This is a genomic window from Flavobacterium sp. GT3P67, from assembly GCF_004349155.1.
Taxonomy (GTDB): Bacteria; Bacteroidota; Bacteroidia; order Flavobacteriales; family Flavobacteriaceae; genus Flavobacterium; species Flavobacterium ranwuense.
In genome coordinates, this window is record NZ_SMLF01000004.1 from 33,403 (window position 1) to 52,344 (window position 18,942).

The window sequence follows — 18,942 nt, forward strand, 5'->3', positions numbered from 1 at the left end:
CATCGTTCAATCTATAAATATTCAAGGAATAAAATGCTGCTGAATATTAATAAAAAAGGGTTTAGAAATGAATCCAAACCCTTGTTGTTATTTATAATTTACTAATAAAACTTCCATAAATATCCTTGAACTGATACCCCTCAGAGAAGCGGTCTTTGCTCAGTTTTTTATATTCTACCAAACCCCAAAGAATAAATTCTTTCATAAAGAATTTGTCTTCTTTTTCCAGTTGTGGTTGGTATTTCTTAATCAAAATCTCAAGCGGGACAATACTTCCCAAGATTCTTTGATATTCCTCATCCGAACAATCATCCAATAATTCAAAACCGCTTTCGGCAAAAAACCATTCGATAATATCGGTATAAGGTGTTTTCTCGTCCTGTTTTTCCAGTTTTTCAATTTTTGGAAAATAAGCCGGGAAAAAAGTATGAATCGCATCCCCTAATAAATGCTGCGCCACAGCGGCTGCTCCCTCCTGCTCTCCTTCATAAACCAATTCTACTTTTCCGGTAATGGCAGAAATAATACCCATAAAATCAGATAATCGTAAGCTTGTTTTATCTTCTCCTGATTTCAATGCTCGGCGTTCTGCGGTACTTAATAAATTCTCTAAAGCCGTGATACTCAATCTGGCACTCACGCCACTTTTGTTATCAATATATTCACTTTCCCTTGCTTCAAAACTTATTTGTTCCAATAAATCCCGCGCTAATGAAGGTACGTAAACCATATCGCTTTGTGAAGCATCTAGTTTAGCTTCCTGTTCTGTAATCTTTCGGGCAATTTTAATGGTTTCCGGATAATGTGTCAAAATTTGGGAACCAATCCTGTCTTTTAATGGCGTCACAATACTTCCACGATTCGTATAATCTTCGGGATTTGCGGTAAAAACGAATTGCATATCCAGTGGCATTCGCAACTTAAAACCCCTAATCTGGATATCACCTTCCTGTAAAATATTAAACAGCGCTACCTGAATTCGAGCCTGTAAATCAGGCAGTTCATTAATGACGAAAATACAGCGATTCGCTCTTGGAATCATCCCAAAGTGTATCACACGATCATCTGCATACGATAGTTTCAAATTGGCTGCTTTTATAGGATCAACATCACCAATTAAATCAGCAACGGTAACGTCTGGCGTAGCTAATTTTTCGAAGAAACGGTCGTTTCTGTGTAACCAAGAAATTGGAGTTTCATCTCCTTTAATTTCAATTATATCTTTGGCAAAACGCGAAATTGGTTGCATAGGATCGTCATTAATTTCGGAACCAGTCACAAACGGAATGTATTCATCGAGTAATTCAATCATTTTACGAGCCAGTCTGGTTTTGGCTTGACCGCGAAGCCCTAATAAATTGATGTTGTGACGCGATAAAATAGCGCGTTCTAATTCTGGAATAACGGTATTCTCAAAACCGTGAACGCCTTCAAATGTTGGCTTTCCAGATTTTATTTTTTCTCTAAGGTTGGAACGCAATTCATCTTTAATGCTTTTACTTTCGTAACCCGAGTGTTTTAATTCTCCGAGTGTTTTTATATTTTCTATTTTCATATTGTGAATTATCTTTTCTTGCATCTTTTTCTAATCTTTATTTTATTCTTTTTTTACGATTCGTTTCATAATCTTCAAAAATCATTTCACCAAGTCCTTTCAATCCGGTGTAAAATGCTTTTCCTTGATTGGCTTCGGTAAACCGATTTACAAATTGCTGTAAATACGGATCATTGGCAATCATAAAAGTGGTTATTGGAATGTGCAATTTTCGGGCTTGTTGCGCCTGATTGTAGCATTTATCGACAATATATTCATCGAGTCCATTGCTGTTCATATAATAGGAACCGTCTTTTTCGCGAACACAACTTGGCTTTCCATCGGTAATCATGAAAATTTGTTTGTTGGTGTTTCGTTTTCGGCGAAGTAAATCCATAGCCAGTTGTAAACCGGCTACCGTATTGGTATGGTACGGCCCGACTTTTAAATAGGGTAAATCCCGAATTGCAATCGTCCAAGCGTCATTTCCAAAAACTAAAATATCTAAAGTATCTTTCGGATAACGTGTTGTAATCAATTCAGCAAGAGCCATCGCCACTTTTTTGGCGGGTGTAATTCTGTCTTCTCCATATAAAATCATGCTGTGACTAATATCAATCATCAAAACCGTACTCATTTGGGACTTGTATTGGGTTTCTTCAACCACCAAATCATTTTCGGTTAGCATAAAATCAGCTACACCATTATTGATTTGGGCGTTACGCAAGCTTTCAGTCAACGAGATTCTTTCTAGTCCATCACCAAAATGAAATTCCCGAAATTCACCGGTATGCTCATCTCCGTTTCCGGCATGTTTTGTTTTGTGATTTCCACTTCCGGAACGTTTTAAATTACCAAAAATGTTATCTAAAGCTTGTTGTCGAATGGCGCGTTCTGTTTTGGCAGTAATTCCAATTCCTGAAGTTCCATCGTCTTTGAGTTCATCGCGGATGTAACCTTTTTTCTTCAAATCTTCGATAAAATCATCAATGGTATACTGTTTATCGGTGAGTTTATATTCTTTGTCTAATTCCCGCAACCAGTCGATTGCTTCATCAAAATCTCCCGAAGTATGTGTAATTAATTCTTTAAAAATACCAAAGAGCTTATCAAACGGAGACTGAAATGGGGCTTCGTATTGCTTAAAATAAAATCCTTTTTTATTATCATTTTTCATAGACTTTAAAATTACATCATTTTAAAATGTAGTCTAGACAAACGTTTATTAATTTTTAGTTAAAAACATCGAGACAAAATTATGCTAGATTTTATTAGTAAAGGGAACTAATCAAAAAACTTCCCATTTACATAAAACCAATTCTCGTTTTCGAATTTAAAAGTAGAAAGTTCGTGATGAATTTGTTTTTGAAGCTTGCTATCCAAAAAATAGGCTTTGAACTCCACAGTATTTTCTGTCGCTTTTACAATTTCTAATTGAAGCCATTGATTTGAAATGGCCCAATTTAGAATTTCAGATTTAGAATACTGTTTTCTTTCTGAAATATGGGTTGTGGCCAATAAATATTCGGAGGCATGTGTTGCGTAAGCCGAATAACGGGAACGCATTAATTCTAAAGCTGTTGATGCTTTTTCAGCTCCATTAATAAATGGTTCGCAACACTGATCAAAATTTTTTTGAGAACCACAATGGCATTTTATTTTTGTCATTTTATATAAAAAACTATTGAAATCTATAACATTATAATTGTCCGTCAAGTGCAACTATCTTTTGTTGCAATTGATTCAACAGTACTTGATACTTACTGATTTCGATTAGATCTTCGTCTTCTTCTGCAAAGTCAAGCAACTCATCTAAATCTTCGCTCACTTCAACTAATTTATTATTAGCCTCTTTACCATTTCTACTGGCAATCAAATCAATTATTTCTTGAACCCCTTTTTTTAGATCCGCAAATTTATTGTTTTCCATCTTTAATTATTTTCTAAATCCTTACTCTCGTTAAACTGTTTGGCAATTTGTTTTAGTTTTTCTTTACGGAGAATTTCAGCTTGTTTTACTTTATCCTGAGCTTTATGCAACTTGTCGTTGTGCTTTTTTATATTTCTTTCGTTATTTCTGCCCATGTCATTTTTTTTTAATTATCAAATCGACTATTTAATCTGAGAACTCTTGCAAAGTTCGGGTTATTTATTGAAATTCAATTGTTTTTAACCATAGAGTTTAGCATTTTAAAAATAGCCATATAATCACTTTTCGTATTTATTCTGATTATTTCTGTTTTTTATAACAAGATATTATACTTTTTTTCAGAAATATTGGTTTTTATATAATTTTTGACACTACAATAAAATATGAATAATCACATAAACCATTTCAACAGGTTAAAAACTAAGAATTTAAGTATAGTATTAAAATGTTATGGTGTTATATTATTTTTATCTATATTTATTTTTTAAAAATTGAGCTTTCTCAATCCTTCCAATTAGTACAAATGAGCAATAAAAAATACCCGGAATTTATTAGTTGGTTCTTAAACAAACCGAAAACAACGGGTTTTATCACTTTCTTATTCCTGAGCTATGTTGTAGGCTTTCTTGTATATCAGCAATATCAACTTATAAAAGAGGATGAGCAGCGAGAAATGAATAGCATCCTTCAAATTGTCAATCAAAATTTAGAACAATCACTTAAAAACTGTTATACAACCACACTAACATTAGCATTAACTATTAATGATAAAGGAGTTCCAGAAAATTTTGATTATGTAGGTAAAAAGCTGATAGAATCAAACAATAACATCAGTGCGGTACAATTAGTTCCTAATGGGGTGATAAAGTATATCTATCCCTTGAAAAATAATGAAGCTGCAATAAATTTAAATATTTTAGCGGCTCCTCATCTTAAAGGGGAAGCTTTAAAGTCCATTGCATCTCAAAAGATGTATTTTGCCGGTCCTTTAAAACTAAAACAAGGCGGAATGGGGATTGTAGGGAGATTTCCCGTTTTTCAAAACAATAAGTTTTGGGGATTTTCAGCTGTTATTATTAAATTTAATACTTTATTGAAATCTTCAGGAATAAATACTGTTGATGATTCAAAATACTATTTTCAGTTTTCAAAGAAAAATCCAGTTACCAAAAAGGAAATTTTTTACTTACCCAATAAAAGTGATTTTTCTGAAAAATACCATATCTCTACAACTATTCCTGATGGTGATTGGAAATTATACTTAATATCTAAACATCCGAATTATTTTTACGCCCAAATTCTGATTCCAGGAATTATAGGTCTAATTTTAGCCGCGCTTTTTGGTATTCTTATTTACACTTTATTAAAAATTCCTGAAGAACTTCAATCTCTAGTAAATATTCAAGCAACAAAACTTTTTAATTCTGAAATAAAATTTGAGGCGATTTTTGATCAGGCAGCTGTAGGAATAGCACATATAGATTCATTTACGGGCAATTTTATTGAGATTAACAATCAATATTGTAAATTATTAGGGTATTCACAACAAGAAATGAAAGAGAGAAGTTTTCAATCGATAACACACCCAGGAGATTTAAAAGAAGATTTAATGAATTTAGAAAAGCTCAGAGATGGAAAAATCGCAGCGTATTCTATGGAAAAACGATGTTATACAAAATCTGGTGCTATTGTTTGGATAAATCTTACTGTATCTCCACTTTTTAAAAAAGGAAAAAAAGTGACAACCCATATCTCTATTGTTGAAGATATTTCATTAAAAAAAGAAGCTCAAAAATTAATCAAAAAAAGTGAAACCCGATTTAAAAGTCTATTTGAAGATTCCCCAATTCCTTTGTGGGAAGAAGATTTTTCTAAAGTTAAAAATTATCTTCAAAAATTAAATCTTGTCAATGAAACTCCAGAGACAGTTTCTCTTTATTTAAAAATGCACCCTGATGTGGTTCATGAATGTATTGCTTTAGTAAAAATTATTGATGTAAATACGATGTGCTTACACCTTCATAAAGTTAGAACTAAAGAAGAATTAATCTCTGGTCTTTCACAAATCATCGATAAAGATTCCATTGCCGATTTTACAAAACAACTAATTGCAATAACTCAAGGTAAAAAACAATTAATTATTGATACCAAAATAAAAAACAAAGAAGGGGAATATCGTAACGTAAATTTAAGATGGAATGTAATTCGGGGTTATGAAAAAACATTAGATAGAATCATTGTTTCCACTGAAGACATTACGGACCGAAAACTATCCGAAAACATAATTCTTAAATCACAACAAAGAATCGAATCCTTAATTAATACTATTGATGGAATAGTTTGGGAATGTGACGCTAAAACCTTTTCTTTTAATTTCATAAGTCAAAAAGCAGAAAAAATATTGGGATATAATGCAGAAGAATGGTTGGCAAGTAAAACTTTCTGGGCAGACCATATTCATCCTGAAGACAGAAAATGGACGCTCGATTATTGTACTTTAAAAACCAAGGAAAATTTAAATTATGATTTTGAGTATCGAATGGTTGCTAAGAACGGAGCTGTAGTTTGGTTAAGAGCTATTGTAAATGTAATTTCCGAAAATGGTCAAGCTTTTAGTTTACGAGGCATAATGATTGATATCACAACAACAAAAGAAGCCGAGAAAGATTTAAATGACTCTTTCAATTTAGTCACTGAACAAAACAAAAGGCTGCTTAACTTTTCCTATATTGTTTCACACAATTTAAGATCCCATACCAGTAACATCGCATCTATTATGGCTATAATAGAATCTTCTGAATCTGAGGAGGAGAAAGATGAAATGATACAATTATTAAAATCTGTTTCGAATTCCTTAAATGAAACCATGATTCACTTAAACGAAGTCATAAACATAAGAACCAATATTGGTCTGGTGTCAGAATCATTAAATTTACAGCAGTATTTAGAAACTGTTCAAAGAGTCCTTTCTGAGCAAATAAACTCAAAAGATGTTTCCATTTCTACAATCATGCCAGATAATGTTATGGTGAATTATAATCCAGCCTATCTGGAGAGTATCCTTTACAATATTATTTCTAACTCCATTAGATATAGCCATCCGGAACGCAAACCAATTATAAAAATAAAATGGCTTATGGAGAATGATATGAACGTACTTCAGATTTCAGACAATGGTATTGGGATTGACCTTGTTAAGAATGCTGATAAAATTTTTGGAATGTATAAAACATTCTCTAATAATTCTGATTCAAAAGGAATTGGATTATTTATTACAAAAAATCAAATTGATGCCATGGGCGGAAATATAACTGTGGAAAGTGAACCTAATTTAGGAACAACATTTAAAATCTATATCCAATGACAAAAAAAACAATCTGGGTAATCGATGACGACCCAATTTATCAAATCATCATTAATAAAATCATTCAAAGATCTGAAATGTTTTCAACCATTACGACTTTCAAAAACGGGAAAGAAGCAATAGATGCATTACATGATACTATACTTTATAAACTGGATAATACAGAAGTACTTCCGGACATAATCCTATTGGATATCAATATGCCAATTATGGATGGTTGGGAATTCATGGAGAAAATGGGGTTAATAAAATCTAAATTCAGCAAACAAATTATCGTATATATTGTAAGTTCTTCTATTGCTGCTGAGGATAAAAACAAATCAAAAACATATTCAGATATTTTGGGCTATTTATCTAAACCAGTCACTATTAGCGATTTAGTATTGATTGCTTCAGATAATTAAAAGTTAAACGTTTTTGAATAAATTATCCCTTAGAATTATTTCAATTCTCTTTTTATTTCTTCCAATGATTTATTGGTCAAAATTAATTTATCGATAATTTTTTTTCTCAAAACGTCCAAATCATCATAATCAAAATACTTAGCCCAAGAAGTCAGATTAAATAAATTTCGGACTTGCTTGATTCTTTTTGTAGTTTCAAAACTGGATCTAAGTATGGCTTTATTATCATAATTTGGATTCTTTTTATGCTGATAATTAACCGTTTTTTTTAGATAATTTGCTTCTAAATAATATAATTCTTCCAAAGTATTATCTGGATAAAAATTGGTCCAAGGTGCAAAACCTAATTTTATTTTAGAATCTATTTCTGGTTCCAATGGTTCTAAACGCCACTTACTGTTAGCCAATCGCCCCCAGTGATTAGACAAACGATACATTCCTACTTTAGTATAATAATATTTACTTCCCGATTTACTGTCGTACTGAAGTTCTAATCCATTTATGCTGTCCAAAAACTCTTCATGAAAGACACAAAAAGTATTTTTGAAGGAATTGGGGCTGGGACGAAATATTTTTTCCATTAAACAAAGGTAACCAGAAAGTCTAAAACATAGTAAGACAAGTAATATTTGATTAACTTTGCCAACAAGAATTAGTAAAAATAAATTGATTATGACCAAAGCTTCTGAAGAAAGAATGTTACAAAAAGGTGTTTACACCGGAATTATGGAAAAAGATGAAAACAACAACTTTTTTTGTGGTGCATATCTTTTAGACTATAAAATGGCCCAAAAACATACTGTTGGTGATTGGATTACAATAAAATCTATAATTGAAAATCCAAGCGATATCAGTTATAATAAATATCCAAAAAAATCGAAAAACTTCGATAAAGCCAATAATAAACCACAACAATAATATATTTTCCTCTTACTTTTTTAAGAAAAAAATAGAATTCAAATTCTTTTTTTTGAATATTTTTTTGTCACAAACTAAAAATTTAAAAAAAAGTGTACCTTTGCAAAAAATTTGTCGATTTTGAAATCAAATTACATTGATTTAATAGTAAAAGACAAGTAGTTACCTTTATTTATGAAAAAAATAGTTGAATACCGCAAACTGCTAAATGTAGATAAAACTGCAGAGCTTAAAGAATTAAAAACGATTTATCGTAACGCTATGAAAGAAGCGCATCCTGACAAATTTCAGGGTGATGAATCTGGATTGAAAGCTGCAGAAGAAAATAGTAAAAAAATCATTGAAGCATATCATTTTTTGGTAAGTATCAATCCTGAAACTCTTAAACAAAACTTACCTGAATATACTGAAACTATAGCAACTGCTACAATTTCAGACTATAAGTTTGTTGAAGGAAGATTGATTATTAATTTTTCAAATGGTAGTGTTTACGAATACATCAGCGTGCCAAAAGCAACTTATGTAAAAATGGTAAATGCTGATTCTCCTGGAAGATTTGCAAAAAGACATATCCTAAATTCTTTTACTTGGAGAAAAACAATCAACCAAGACTAGTTTTTTAGAAAATCAAAAAAATAGCTAAGCATCCTTTATCAGGGTGCTTTTTTTATTTTATAATTTTACGATAACTATTTCATAAACATATAATTACAATCTTAAAGAATTAATTTTAAATCGAAATTTAAAATAAAAACATTGATTGTTTATATTACAAAACACCTACAAATAAAATACACAATACCTTCTAATTAAGAATGAAAAATTATAACAAAAATTTAGGTTGCAAAATAATTTGTATTTTATATTTTTTAAATACTTTTGCAACCTTAACTTAATTAACTAATTAATAATGAAAAAAATAATTTTATTACTTTCTGCTGCTGTTGTTTTAATTTCTTGTAGCAAAGTTGGCAAAGATGAATACATCATTTCAGGAACTGCAACAGGAATTGAAAATGGTAAAACAATTATCTTGGAAACTCAAGATGCTAATGGCATGGGATTGATTGCTAAAGACACCGTGAAAGTTGAGAACGGTAAATTTGAAATGAAAGGGTCAATTACTGAACCATCGTTTTATACTATCCAATTAGAAGGAGCTCAAGCTAAAATACCTTTCATATTAGAAAATGGAGAAGTAACTATCGCCATTAACAAAGACAGTATCCAAAAATCTAAAGTTTCAGGAACTTATAATAATGATGAATACGTAGCATTCAATGAAGAAATCACTAAGGTTCAAAAGAAACTTATGGATTTTCAAACCAAAAACATGCAGGCAATGAATACAGCGCAACAAACTAAAGATACAGTAGTTATCAATAAGTTGATGCAAGAATTTTCTAAAATTCAAGAAGAAGTTGGTGCAGCTTCAAAAGCCAAATACGTAACTTATGCTGAAACACATCCTAAAGCATTCATTTCTGCTTTGATTATTCAAGGGATGTTAAATGATCCAACTGCTGATGTTGCAAAATCTGAAAAACTATACAACAGCTTAGAAGAGTCATTGAAAAAAACAAAACCAGGTATCGCCATTAAAGCTAAACTTGCTGAAATGAAAATGCCCGCTGTAGGAGCTGCTCCTGCTGTAGGGGTACCGGCTGCTGTTGAAGCTAAATGAAGGACAGATTTTTCAGGTCCTAATCCTCAAGGGAAAACAATTTCTCTAAAAGAAAATTTAGGAAAGGTAACAATCGTTGACTTTTGGGCTTCATGGTGTGGACCTTGTCGACAAGAAAATCCAAATGTTGTAGCAATTTACAAAGAGCTACATAGCAAAGGTCTTAACATAATTGGCGTATCTTTAGATAAAGATGCCAAAGCCTGGAAAGATGCTATTGCAAAAGATAAACTAACATGGAATCATGTTTCAAACTTGAAATTTTGGGATGAACCTATAGCTAAGCAATATAAAGTAGAATCGATACCGGCTACTTTCATTCTAGATGCATCTGGAAATGTAGTCGCAAAAGATTTAAGAGGTGCGGAACTTAGAGCAAAAGTTTTAGAACTTTTAGCAAAATAATCCCATTTATCGGTATAAAACAAAAAATCTCCCTAGTGGAGATTTTTTTATTTTATTCAATACCAACACATTAAAAATAATCCTAAAATTAAGCGCAAAATTAGTTTGCAGAAACCAAAACTGTTTCTATATTTGCAACCGCTTACAACAAATAAGTGTTGTACTCAAAGGCTTCGGGGAGATACTCAAGCGGCCAACGAGGGCAGACTGTAAATCTGCTGACTACGTCTTCGTAGGTTCGAATCCTACTCTCCCCACAAAAAGGGTAAAAGAAGCAAAAAGGCAACTTTTTCAATCTTTTCAAAAACCCGCAAAAAACGTGGTAAAACCTGCAAATCCAAGGATTCGCAGGTTTTTTTGTTTTAAAGCACTTTTCAATATTTATAAAAACGCTGAAAGTTTCTATGGCAAAATCGTGGCACATTTCCGTGTTCGCAAAATGTGCCACAGAATACCACTTAAACACTTGTAAATACAGAGGTTAACGAGATTAACGACTTGTTTTTTTGATGCTATAATTCTACATTTATTAATCTAAAAAGTTGAATTATGTTAGAGAGCAGCTTTGGGTTGGTTTTCTTTTTGAAAATCCCCCGCAATGAAAGTAAAATTAGAACAGTTTATCTTAGAATAACTGTAGATGGAATCCCTAAGGAAACATCCACCAAACGAAAATGGGACAGCGCCCGCTGGGACCAAAAAATCGAAAGGGCTATCGGCACCAAAGAAGATGCGAGATCCCTTAACTTTTTTCTGGATTCACTGATTTTAAAAATAAATGAATACAAGACCGAGATTATGTACAGCGGAAAACCGATAACTTCCCAAAAGATCATGGATTACATATTAGGAAACGTAAATCCAAGGGTTAAAGTACTGGAAGAATTTCAAAAACATAATGATGAAATGACTGCCTTACTGGGAAAAGGATATGCTAAAGGAACTCTTGATCGTTTTACCATTACGATAAATCATTTAAGGTCATTTATTCGATTTAAATTTAATACTGATGATATTGAATTTACAGATCTAAATCTTGAATTTATTAAGGACTTTGAGTTTTACCTAAGAACAGTTCGAAATTGCAGCAATAATACCACTCTTAAATACATTGCTAATTTCAAAAAAATTGTCATTCGTGCAATCGATAAGGAAGTCATCCTAAAAGACCCTTTTAAAAACTTTAAAAGCCGAAAAACCAAAATAGTTAAGAAACCTCTTTCCACACAAGAACTGTATGAATTGGAAAGGCATTATTTTACCACAGAAAGACTTAATGTCGTCAGAGATGTATTTGTATTCCAATGTTACACAGGATTAGCTTATATCGACGTATATCAATTAAAAAAAACCGATATCAAAGATGGTATTGACGGGAATTCTTGGATAATGTCTGAAAGACAAAAAACGGGTTCTCCCACAAATGTCCCACTATTGCCGCAAGCACTAAAAATAATTAAAAAATATGAAGAACACCCTCTCTGTTTGCAGCGTGGTACCGTTTTACCAGTTTCTTCCAACCAGAAAATGAACGAGTATCTAAAAGAGATTGCGACTCTATGCGGTTTTCCCTTCACATTAAATACACATATGGCACGTCGAACCTTTGGAAGTACAGTTACATTAAACAATAATGTCCCCATTAATGTAGTCAAGGAAATGCTAGGCCATGCGTCTGTAAAACAGACGGAAGCCTATGCCATAACAGAACAGGTAACCATTGGACGCGAAATGTCACTGCTCAATAAAAGACTGTCTAAAACGTCCTTTAAGATGTCCAAAGTAGATTTGGCTGTACTTTCAAGATTAGAAAAAGATATAAAAACAATTAAGGAAAAATATAATATACCCTCATCTTAATTCATATACTGGAAAAAAAAATAAATATTAAAACAAAGAGGTTATCTCACTAGTTATTAGATAACCTTTTTTCATGTAGTTCAACTTCACTCCTATAGTCTGGATGGTATGAGGGGCTGTACTTGACATATCCAAAATCTTGAAGCTGTTTAAAGTATTTATGGTATGTTGGCAGTGTATTTATGTGCGACAATGCCATTATTTTACTGCGACTAACTTTGATTCTCTGCCATTGTCTCTGCCTGTAACCTAAATTTAGAATTGCCGCTAAAATGGCCAGATGCCAAACATTAAGCCTTGGATCGTCCATACAAATGGATAAATAGTTCATGATTTGGTCTTCACTTGGTTTATTTGTCTGGTTCATCATTGAAAAGTTTCTGAAGATCTTCTTTATTGTAATAATACGAGCCCAGAACTTTTTTAAATCGGACTTTCTGTGTCACTCTGAGATTCTGCACTGAACCTGCAGAGATATCCAGCAGCTTTTTGACAGCCTTACTTTTGAGCCATTCTGGCTGTACTAATTCCGTTTGTGCATGAGTGGTCTCTTGAACTATAATGCGCATTTTATCTAATAATTGCAGACCAAACTGCCTTAAATCTTCTTTTGTTATAATTTCTTCCATAACATTTTTTTTAAAATTTGACTGTCGCATATTTTCATTTACCAAAAAATAAATTCTGCTTTTTTGATTTCTTTTTTTTAATCGGTACAACTACTAAATTATTAGAATGATACAGAAATAATCAATCTTCGGCTTTAAAAGGAGATTCTTGGCTATGATTGGCTGTTCATCAACTCTTGGCAATTAATCTATAGTAGAGGCAACGCCATGATCGCTTTCAAAAGCGAGCCCAAAGCAAACGAATCATCCTCGGGTTGAAGAAAACTGGACACGCTAACTTAGTCACCATAGAAAGTTAAGAAATAATCTTAATTTTACCCTATGAAACAAGTCCACAAAATTTATAACAACGCTTTTAAAGAAAAAAGCTGTCCAATTGCGTTATGAGAGAACTAACATATCAGAACTGGCTAGAGAGCTAGGAATAACAGCCTCACAGTTATATAAATGGCGCAAAGAGTTCGAGGAGTTTGGGGAAGGAAGTTTTCCTGGAAAAGGAAATTTAAAACTAACTCCCGAGCAATAAAAAATTCATTAACTGGAGAAAAGACTGAAGATACCGAGTTGGAGTGTGATATCTTAAAAAAAGCAATCGGGATTTTTTCCAAGAACGGTCGATGATTTATGCTTTCATTAAAAACAATGAACAACTATTTCCGATTGAAAAAATGTGTAAAGTACTGTTGGTTAGCAGTGGAAGTTATTACCGGTGGAAAAAACAAAAAATCACTGCTAGGTTGCAACGAAAAATTGTCATAAAAGAACAAATAACAGCGATGTATTTTGAATCCAAGCAACATTATGGAAGTTCTAGGATAAGTTCTTAACTTCAGAGTTTAGTTTATGAAATTTGCAGAGTTATTGTAGCAAAATATATGAGACAGCTAGGTTTACGAAGTAAATTAAGTAAGAAATTTAAAGTAACAACCAACTCGAATCATAATTATTTAGTCGTCGAAAATATATTAAATAGACAGTTTGTTATGAAAACACCTTAAAAAGTATGGGTTTCAGACATTACTTATATCCAAACCAAAGAAGGATTTGTTTACCTGACGACAATTATGGATTTGTACAATAGAAAATCATAGACTTGAGTTTAAGCGAGGGAATGAATACAGATGAAACCTCACTTAAAGATTGGAAAATGGCGGTTAAAAACCGAAATATTGAAGAAGGTTTGATTTTTCATTCCGACAAGGTGTTCAATATGCCAGCAAAAAGTTTGTAAATGTTCTTGATTACTATAAAAAATAACTCGCAGTATTAGCCGTAGAGGCAATTGCTGGGATAATGCTTTTGGTAGCAGTTTTCTTCGCGGTCAGTCAATTTATTTTTTTAGAATTCCTTTGTCCACACTTTCGTTAATTAAGTTCTCTGCATAATTCCAAATTGTTGTAGAACCGTTTTTAATTGCTTTTTTCTTCTCATAAACTTTTTGGTACGGCACATTAAATTCTGTCCAAGTCCCACCATTATTTGAAGTATTTTGAAGTAATGGTTCAAACCTGTCCATAGATTTTGCAAATTTTGCATCGTCTGTAATTCCTTCTTCAAATTCTTCCCAAATTTCAATAAATTCTTCTGCTTGTTCTGTCGGTAAAAGTCCAAAAATACGTTTAGCTGCAATAAGTTCTTCGTTTGTGTTTGTATGGTTTTTTGTAGAGTCGTAAATAAACGTGTCGCCTGCATCAATTTCTACAATGTCGTGGATTAAAACCATTTTTAAAACTTTAAGAACGTCAATTGGCTTGTCTGAATGTTCTGCTAATACTATTGTCATCATTGCTAAATGCCAACTATGTTCAGCGTCATTTTCGTGTCTGTCGCTATTGAATAATTTAGTTTTACGTTGAATGTATTTTAACTTGTCAATCTCTTTTATGAAATTTACTTGTTTTAATAAATGGTCTGTTTTCATTGTCTATAATATTTAGAGATATTAATTGTTTCTACGATGTCCGTCAAAATTGCTCCCAACTTTTATATATGTCTAACGAGGTTAGACCAATACATCTAAATCTGGCTGAATTGTTAGGATAATGACGTACTTTTTTAAAAAAATGGTAATTCTATAAATTATCAAAAGGGGGTATAAATTGTTTGTTCTTGCATGAGTATAGATTTCTATTGTTTTACTTCTATTTTGCCGCAAAAGCTCGTAAGAAATATTTTTAACCATGTTTATCTACTTTTCTTTTGCGGCCTCAATAAGATTTTTAATTTATTGAAATTACTACATTTCCTTTCTTATGCCCTTTTTCAACATATGCATGCGCCTCTGCAATTTGTTCTAATGAATAAGTTTTATCTATCACGGGTTTAAATTTTCCGGCTTCAATAAGTTCTTTTAAATATATAATATCTGCTGCTGTATGACTAATTACACCTGTCATAACCTTTTTGCTACTTGTGATAGCGATCCAAACGCCTTGAAGCATTTCTGACATTCCTGCGGCACTTAAAATCATTATTCCATTTTTACTAAGCGACTTTAAACTTTGTGAAACAGCTATTGCTTTCACAGCATCAAAAATCACATCATACGTTTCGCCATTTTGCGTAAAATCCTCCTTTGTATAATCAATTACTTTGTCTGCGCCTAATGATGTCACCAAGGCCATATTTACTGTGCTACAGACACCCGTAACGTTTGCTCCATATGCCTTAGCTAATTGAACGGCCGCACTTCCCACTGCACCAGAGGCACCTACTATAAGAACTTTTTGCTCTGGTTTTATTTCGGCCTTTTTTATAAAATGTAATGCAGTAACACCTCCAAAAGGAATGGCCGCTGCTTCACTGTGTGAAATAGCAGCTGGTTTTAATGCTATAGATGCATTTTCAGGCAGGCATTTATATTCGGCATAGGTACCAAAACTCATATCTGTATGGCCAAAAACAAAGTCACCAACTTTGAAATGTTTTACGTCTTCACCTACACTCTCTACTTGGCCAGAAAAAACACTTCCGAGAATCTTAATTTTGGGTCGTAATAAACCAAAAATAAATCTCACCGCAAATGGGTCCGCTTTGCGTAATCGACAATCACCTGAATTGACTGCGGTAGCTGTAATTTTTAGCAAAATTTCACTTTTGTTTGGTATCGGTTTTTCTACCTGTGTGACATGGAGGACTTCAGGTGGACCATATTGATTGTAAACTGCTGCTTTCATTTTTTATTCTTTTTTGTTGAATCTCTACTTTGTGTTAGGTTTACTTATTTTTTATATCAGTCGTCTTACTTTTTGCTGATAGTTTAACTACTTCTGATACAAGTTTTTTTGAAAATCAGTATTAATTCATTATCACATGATAAATACAAATGCTACCAATACCAATGACTATTATGCCTCTTCAACCAAATTTATGTTATCTTAATTCTCTTATAGGAGAAGTTTTATTGCTCTAGTTGCCAAAAATGCAGGAAAATAATCGTCCAAATTATTTTCACCTCCCCAATTGTCTTCATACATATTTGTTAAGCTAAAACCAGCCTGTAACTGACCATTAATTTGGTCAGTCAAACTATGACCATATTGCAAAGCCTCCTTGTTCTTAATCAGTTCTTCTACTTTTTCAGCCGGCAAAGAGTGTAGGTCTGAAAAAGGTTGTTTGTAAATCAGTTTCAAGCTTTGTTCGTCAATTTGAAATGAAATTGGGTTAATTAAACCTGTCATTAAAATACCGTTTGGTTTCAAAACTCGATAACATTCTTTCCAAACAGGCAGAACATTGTCTACAAAGAGTACAGAACAAGGATTAAAAATTAAGTCAAATGAATTATCCTCAAACACTGAAAGGTCTTTCATGTCTCCCTGTAGTGTTTTGATGTCAAGGTTAAATTTGTTGCTTATCGTTTCGTCTTGTTGTAATTGCTTATCTGAATTGTCAAAAATGGTAACGTTTGCCCCTAAAGTTGCGAGAATAGGTCCTTGCTGTCCACCACCAGAAGCTAGACCTAAAACTTTTAAACCATTTAATTCAGGAAACCAATTGTGAGGAACTGGCTTTTTTGGAGTTAAAACTATATTCCAGTTTCCTTTTTTTGTATTTTCCAATTCTTGTTCTGAAACCGGAATTGTCCAACGGTCTTTTTTGTCCACATAATTGTTCCAGGCTGATTTGTTGTGTTTTACTATGTCCATTTTGTCGTTATATATTTTTTTAAAACTACGTGCTATAAATGTCATTTTTTTGTAAAATAGGCCAAAGTTTAAGAATTTTTCAATAAAAGTTTTAACAGATTCGAAAGAAATGTTATCACTTTAACCAGAATGTTTTGACAGTAAATTGTGGCTTACTTCAATGGCTATTTTTGACTTATCACTTATAGTTACAAAGTTATCAAAAGTTTTTTCAATTAATTTATATCGTATTCATTTTAAGTAGTTTAAAATTGTTTTCGGGTTTATTATGGTTATCGTTCTCATGTCTATTATGCATTAAATAAAATTTTTAAAATCTATAATTTATTATACTATGGAATGTTTTAGAATACATTTTAATTTTTATTAAACTGTATGTTGAGCTCTAAGTCGCCCTCTTTAAAATTATCATTTTGTCTTTTGTTTAAATTTGGTAGAAAGTAACATATACCACTAATAAGAGGTAAAAAAGAGCAAACTAAAAATACATATTGAATTGAAGTATAATCTGCTAAAATCCCTAATGAGGCAGAACCGATTGCGGCCATACCAAAAGAAAAACCATAGAAAAGTCCAGAAATCATACCCAGTTTATGAGGTACTAATTCTTGAGCATATACAATTATTGCAGGAAATGCTGATGCCATTATAAAACCAATGATGACTATTAAAACATCTGTATAAAAAAGGCTTGCATAGGGTAATAATAAGGCAAATGGTGCTGCACCAAAAACTGAAAACCAAATAATATAAATACGACCAATTTTATCACCTAAAGGTCCGCCAAGTATAGTTCCTATCATGTATGCGAATAGGTAAATAAACATATGGAATTGGGCTTGTTGAATTGAAAGATGGAATTTTTCAATTAGGTAAAAAGTATAAAAACTTGATAAACTAGCAGAGTAAATAAATTTTGAGAAAATAATAACCAATAAAATACCGATTACCCATTTTACTTTATTATTAGATAGCTTATGTTTGCTCTCAACTATATTTTTTTTAGTGTTTTTTTCAATTAAATGGATTTTATACCAATTGGCAATACGAGAAAGGACCCCTATTCCTATTGTGGATGCTATAAAAAACCAAAGTAAATATTTTTGTGAATTTGGAATAACAATAAAAGCTACTGCTAATGGTGCTAAAGCAGATCCAAAATTGCCACCCGTTTGAAAAATTGATTGAGCCAGCCCTAATTTTCCGCCAGAAGCCAAATTAGAAATTCTACCTGACTCCGTGTGGAAAATAGCAGAGCCTATCCCTATAATAATACTTGAAACAACAATCCAATTTAAATTGTTAGCAAATGATAATACTATTATACCTAATGCTGTAAAACCCATTCCGTAAACTTGTGAATAAGGCTTTGGATATTTATCCGTGTAATATCCTATAAAAGGTTGTAAAATGGAAGCGGTTAATTGAAAAGCAAAAGTAATTAGTCCTATCTCTGAAAAAGTAAGCCCATAATTTTGTTTCAGTAGAGGATAAATAGAAGGAATTATTCCTTGTATTAAATCATTTAACAAATGGGCAAAACTAATAAAGAATAGTATCGAATATACTGTTTCGTTACTATACTGTTTTACAGCACTGCTTTGTTTTGTATTTAAATTCCTTGTCATTTTTTATTCAATCATATTGGTATTACAATACGTAGCTTTTTCAAAATCTCTAATGTTCATCGATAGCGTGGTTACTTTCGGAAACATTATTTTCAAGTTGTTGATAATTTCCTTTGAAAGGTTACTTTTTTGTTCTGTTGTTCTTCCTTCCATTACATTTCCAAAAATGTGAATGAAATCATCCTTAGTGTTTCCAACCTTATAATGTGGAAAAGCATTAATCCTTACTTTGATATCTCCTAAATCAAAAAGTTGAGTCGATTCAGCTGAATCGTGTACATTTTGCATTATTTCTTCAGCAGATTTTAATTTCAATATGTTTTCTTAGCATTCAATTATTAGATGTGGCATTGTATTTTTGTTTTTTTAATATAAATTATTATTATTGAAGTATTAGTAGCAACTGGTATTATACATCTAGTTGTTTACTGTAAACTT

20 protein-coding genes, 1 tRNA gene and 1 pseudogene are annotated in these 18,942 nt (G+C 32.1%); 10 read left to right on the forward strand and 12 right to left on the reverse strand.

Annotated features, from left to right (window positions below; all coding sequences use genetic code 11):
• Positions 1 to 91 precede the first annotated feature (91 nt).
• The 5 genes from E0H99_RS08235 to E0H99_RS17210 form a co-directional block, all read right to left on the reverse strand.
• The gene (locus E0H99_RS08235) at positions 92 to 1,555 is read right to left on the reverse strand and encodes an AAA family ATPase (RefSeq protein WP_131993679.1); all 1,464 of its coding nucleotides are present in this window, start codon (positions 1,553 to 1,555) and stop codon (positions 92 to 94) included.
• 37 nt (positions 1,556 to 1,592) lie between these two features.
• Positions 1,593 to 2,711 (reverse strand): vWA domain-containing protein, encoded by a 1,119-nt coding sequence (locus E0H99_RS08240; RefSeq protein WP_131993682.1) that lies wholly within the window; start codon positions 2,709 to 2,711, stop codon positions 1,593 to 1,595.
• A gap of 107 nt (positions 2,712 to 2,818) precedes the next feature.
• Positions 2,819 to 3,202 carry a YchJ family protein gene (locus E0H99_RS08245; RefSeq protein WP_131993685.1) on the reverse strand — a complete coding sequence of 128 codons (384 nt, stop codon included), beginning with the start codon at positions 3,200 to 3,202 and terminating at the stop codon, positions 2,819 to 2,821.
• A 31-nt stretch (positions 3,203 to 3,233) separates the two neighbouring features.
• Positions 3,234 to 3,464, reverse strand: coding sequence for a hypothetical protein (locus E0H99_RS08250; protein ID WP_131993688.1), 231 nt, complete (start codon positions 3,462 to 3,464; stop codon positions 3,234 to 3,236).
• Between the two features lie 2 nt (positions 3,465 to 3,466).
• Positions 3,467 to 3,619, reverse strand: a complete 153-nt coding sequence (locus E0H99_RS17210; protein ID WP_165930185.1) for a hypothetical protein — start codon at positions 3,617 to 3,619, stop codon at positions 3,467 to 3,469.
• Between the two features lie 368 nt (positions 3,620 to 3,987).
• Between E0H99_RS17210 and E0H99_RS08255 the strand changes: the two genes are divergently transcribed.
• Positions 3,988 to 6,828, forward strand: coding sequence for a PAS domain S-box protein (locus E0H99_RS08255; protein ID WP_165930276.1), 2,841 nt, complete (start codon positions 3,988 to 3,990; stop codon positions 6,826 to 6,828).
• Positions 6,825 to 7,232 (forward strand): response regulator, encoded by a 408-nt coding sequence (locus tag E0H99_RS08260; RefSeq protein WP_131993694.1) that lies wholly within the window; start codon positions 6,825 to 6,827, stop codon positions 7,230 to 7,232. The genes E0H99_RS08255 and E0H99_RS08260 overlap by 4 nt, the downstream gene beginning before the upstream one ends.
• A gap of 35 nt (positions 7,233 to 7,267) precedes the next feature.
• On the opposite strand, the gene E0H99_RS08265 is transcribed toward E0H99_RS08260, so the two are convergent.
• Complete coding sequence (locus E0H99_RS08265; RefSeq protein WP_131993697.1) at positions 7,268 to 7,813, reverse strand: hypothetical protein; 546 nt, start codon at positions 7,811 to 7,813, stop codon at positions 7,268 to 7,270.
• 91 nt (positions 7,814 to 7,904) lie between these two features.
• On the opposite strand from E0H99_RS08265, the gene E0H99_RS08270 reads away from it, so the two are divergent.
• From E0H99_RS08270 to E0H99_RS08295, 6 genes and pseudogenes are all read left to right on the forward strand, one after another.
• Complete coding sequence (locus tag E0H99_RS08270; RefSeq protein ID WP_131993700.1) at positions 7,905 to 8,150, forward strand: hypothetical protein; 246 nt, start codon at positions 7,905 to 7,907, stop codon at positions 8,148 to 8,150.
• 174 nt (positions 8,151 to 8,324) lie between these two features.
• Positions 8,325 to 8,765 carry a KTSC domain-containing protein gene (locus tag E0H99_RS08275; RefSeq protein WP_131993703.1) on the forward strand — a complete coding sequence of 147 codons (441 nt, stop codon included), beginning with the start codon at positions 8,325 to 8,327 and terminating at the stop codon, positions 8,763 to 8,765.
• Between the two features lie 295 nt (positions 8,766 to 9,060).
• Complete coding sequence (locus E0H99_RS08280; RefSeq protein ID WP_131993706.1) at positions 9,061 to 9,834, forward strand: DUF4369 domain-containing protein; 774 nt, start codon at positions 9,061 to 9,063, stop codon at positions 9,832 to 9,834.
• Positions 9,835 to 9,852: 18 nt separating this feature from the next.
• A pseudogene (locus E0H99_RS08285) lies at positions 9,853 to 10,239 on the forward strand (TlpA family protein disulfide reductase); the annotation flags it as partial.
• A gap of 175 nt (positions 10,240 to 10,414) precedes the next feature.
• Positions 10,415 to 10,496, forward strand: a tRNA-Tyr gene (locus E0H99_RS08290).
• Positions 10,497 to 10,788: 292 nt separating this feature from the next.
• Positions 10,789 to 12,099, forward strand: a complete 1,311-nt coding sequence (locus E0H99_RS08295; RefSeq protein ID WP_131993712.1) for a site-specific integrase — start codon at positions 10,789 to 10,791, stop codon at positions 12,097 to 12,099.
• A gap of 350 nt (positions 12,100 to 12,449) precedes the next feature.
• Here the strand turns inward: E0H99_RS08295 and E0H99_RS08305 are convergent, their stop codons facing one another.
• The gene (locus E0H99_RS08305) at positions 12,450 to 12,728 is read right to left on the reverse strand and encodes a DNA-binding protein (RefSeq protein ID WP_131993715.1); all 279 of its coding nucleotides are present in this window, start codon (positions 12,726 to 12,728) and stop codon (positions 12,450 to 12,452) included.
• A gap of 343 nt (positions 12,729 to 13,071) precedes the next feature.
• Between E0H99_RS08305 and E0H99_RS17630 the strand changes: the two genes are divergently transcribed.
• Positions 13,072 to 13,254: a transposase gene (locus E0H99_RS17630; RefSeq protein ID WP_131994303.1), complete on the forward strand. Its 183-nt coding sequence runs from the start codon at positions 13,072 to 13,074 to the stop codon at positions 13,252 to 13,254.
• Between the two features lie 567 nt (positions 13,255 to 13,821).
• Positions 13,822 to 13,959 carry a hypothetical protein gene (locus E0H99_RS17215; RefSeq protein ID WP_165930278.1) on the forward strand — a complete coding sequence of 46 codons (138 nt, stop codon included), beginning with the start codon at positions 13,822 to 13,824 and terminating at the stop codon, positions 13,957 to 13,959.
• Positions 13,960 to 14,058: 99 nt separating this feature from the next.
• On the opposite strand, the gene E0H99_RS08315 is transcribed toward E0H99_RS17215, so the two are convergent.
• From E0H99_RS08315 to E0H99_RS08335, 5 genes are all read right to left on the reverse strand, one after another.
• Positions 14,059 to 14,649, reverse strand: a complete 591-nt coding sequence (locus tag E0H99_RS08315; RefSeq protein WP_131993718.1) for an HD domain-containing protein — start codon at positions 14,647 to 14,649, stop codon at positions 14,059 to 14,061.
• 298 nt (positions 14,650 to 14,947) lie between these two features.
• The gene (locus E0H99_RS08320; RefSeq protein ID WP_131993721.1) at positions 14,948 to 15,904 is read right to left on the reverse strand and encodes an NAD(P)-dependent alcohol dehydrogenase; all 957 of its coding nucleotides are present in this window, start codon (positions 15,902 to 15,904) and stop codon (positions 14,948 to 14,950) included.
• Between the two features lie 210 nt (positions 15,905 to 16,114).
• Positions 16,115 to 16,876, reverse strand: a complete 762-nt coding sequence (locus tag E0H99_RS08325; protein ID WP_131994306.1) for a class I SAM-dependent methyltransferase — start codon at positions 16,874 to 16,876, stop codon at positions 16,115 to 16,117.
• 356 nt (positions 16,877 to 17,232) lie between these two features.
• Positions 17,233 to 18,504: an MFS transporter gene (locus E0H99_RS08330; protein WP_131993724.1), complete on the reverse strand. Its 1,272-nt coding sequence runs from the start codon at positions 18,502 to 18,504 to the stop codon at positions 17,233 to 17,235.
• A gap of 3 nt (positions 18,505 to 18,507) precedes the next feature.
• A complete protein-coding gene (locus E0H99_RS08335; RefSeq protein ID WP_317128655.1) occupies positions 18,508 to 18,819 on the reverse strand; it encodes a 5-carboxymethyl-2-hydroxymuconate Delta-isomerase in 312 nt (103 codons plus the stop codon).
• Positions 18,820 to 18,942 lie beyond the last annotated feature (123 nt).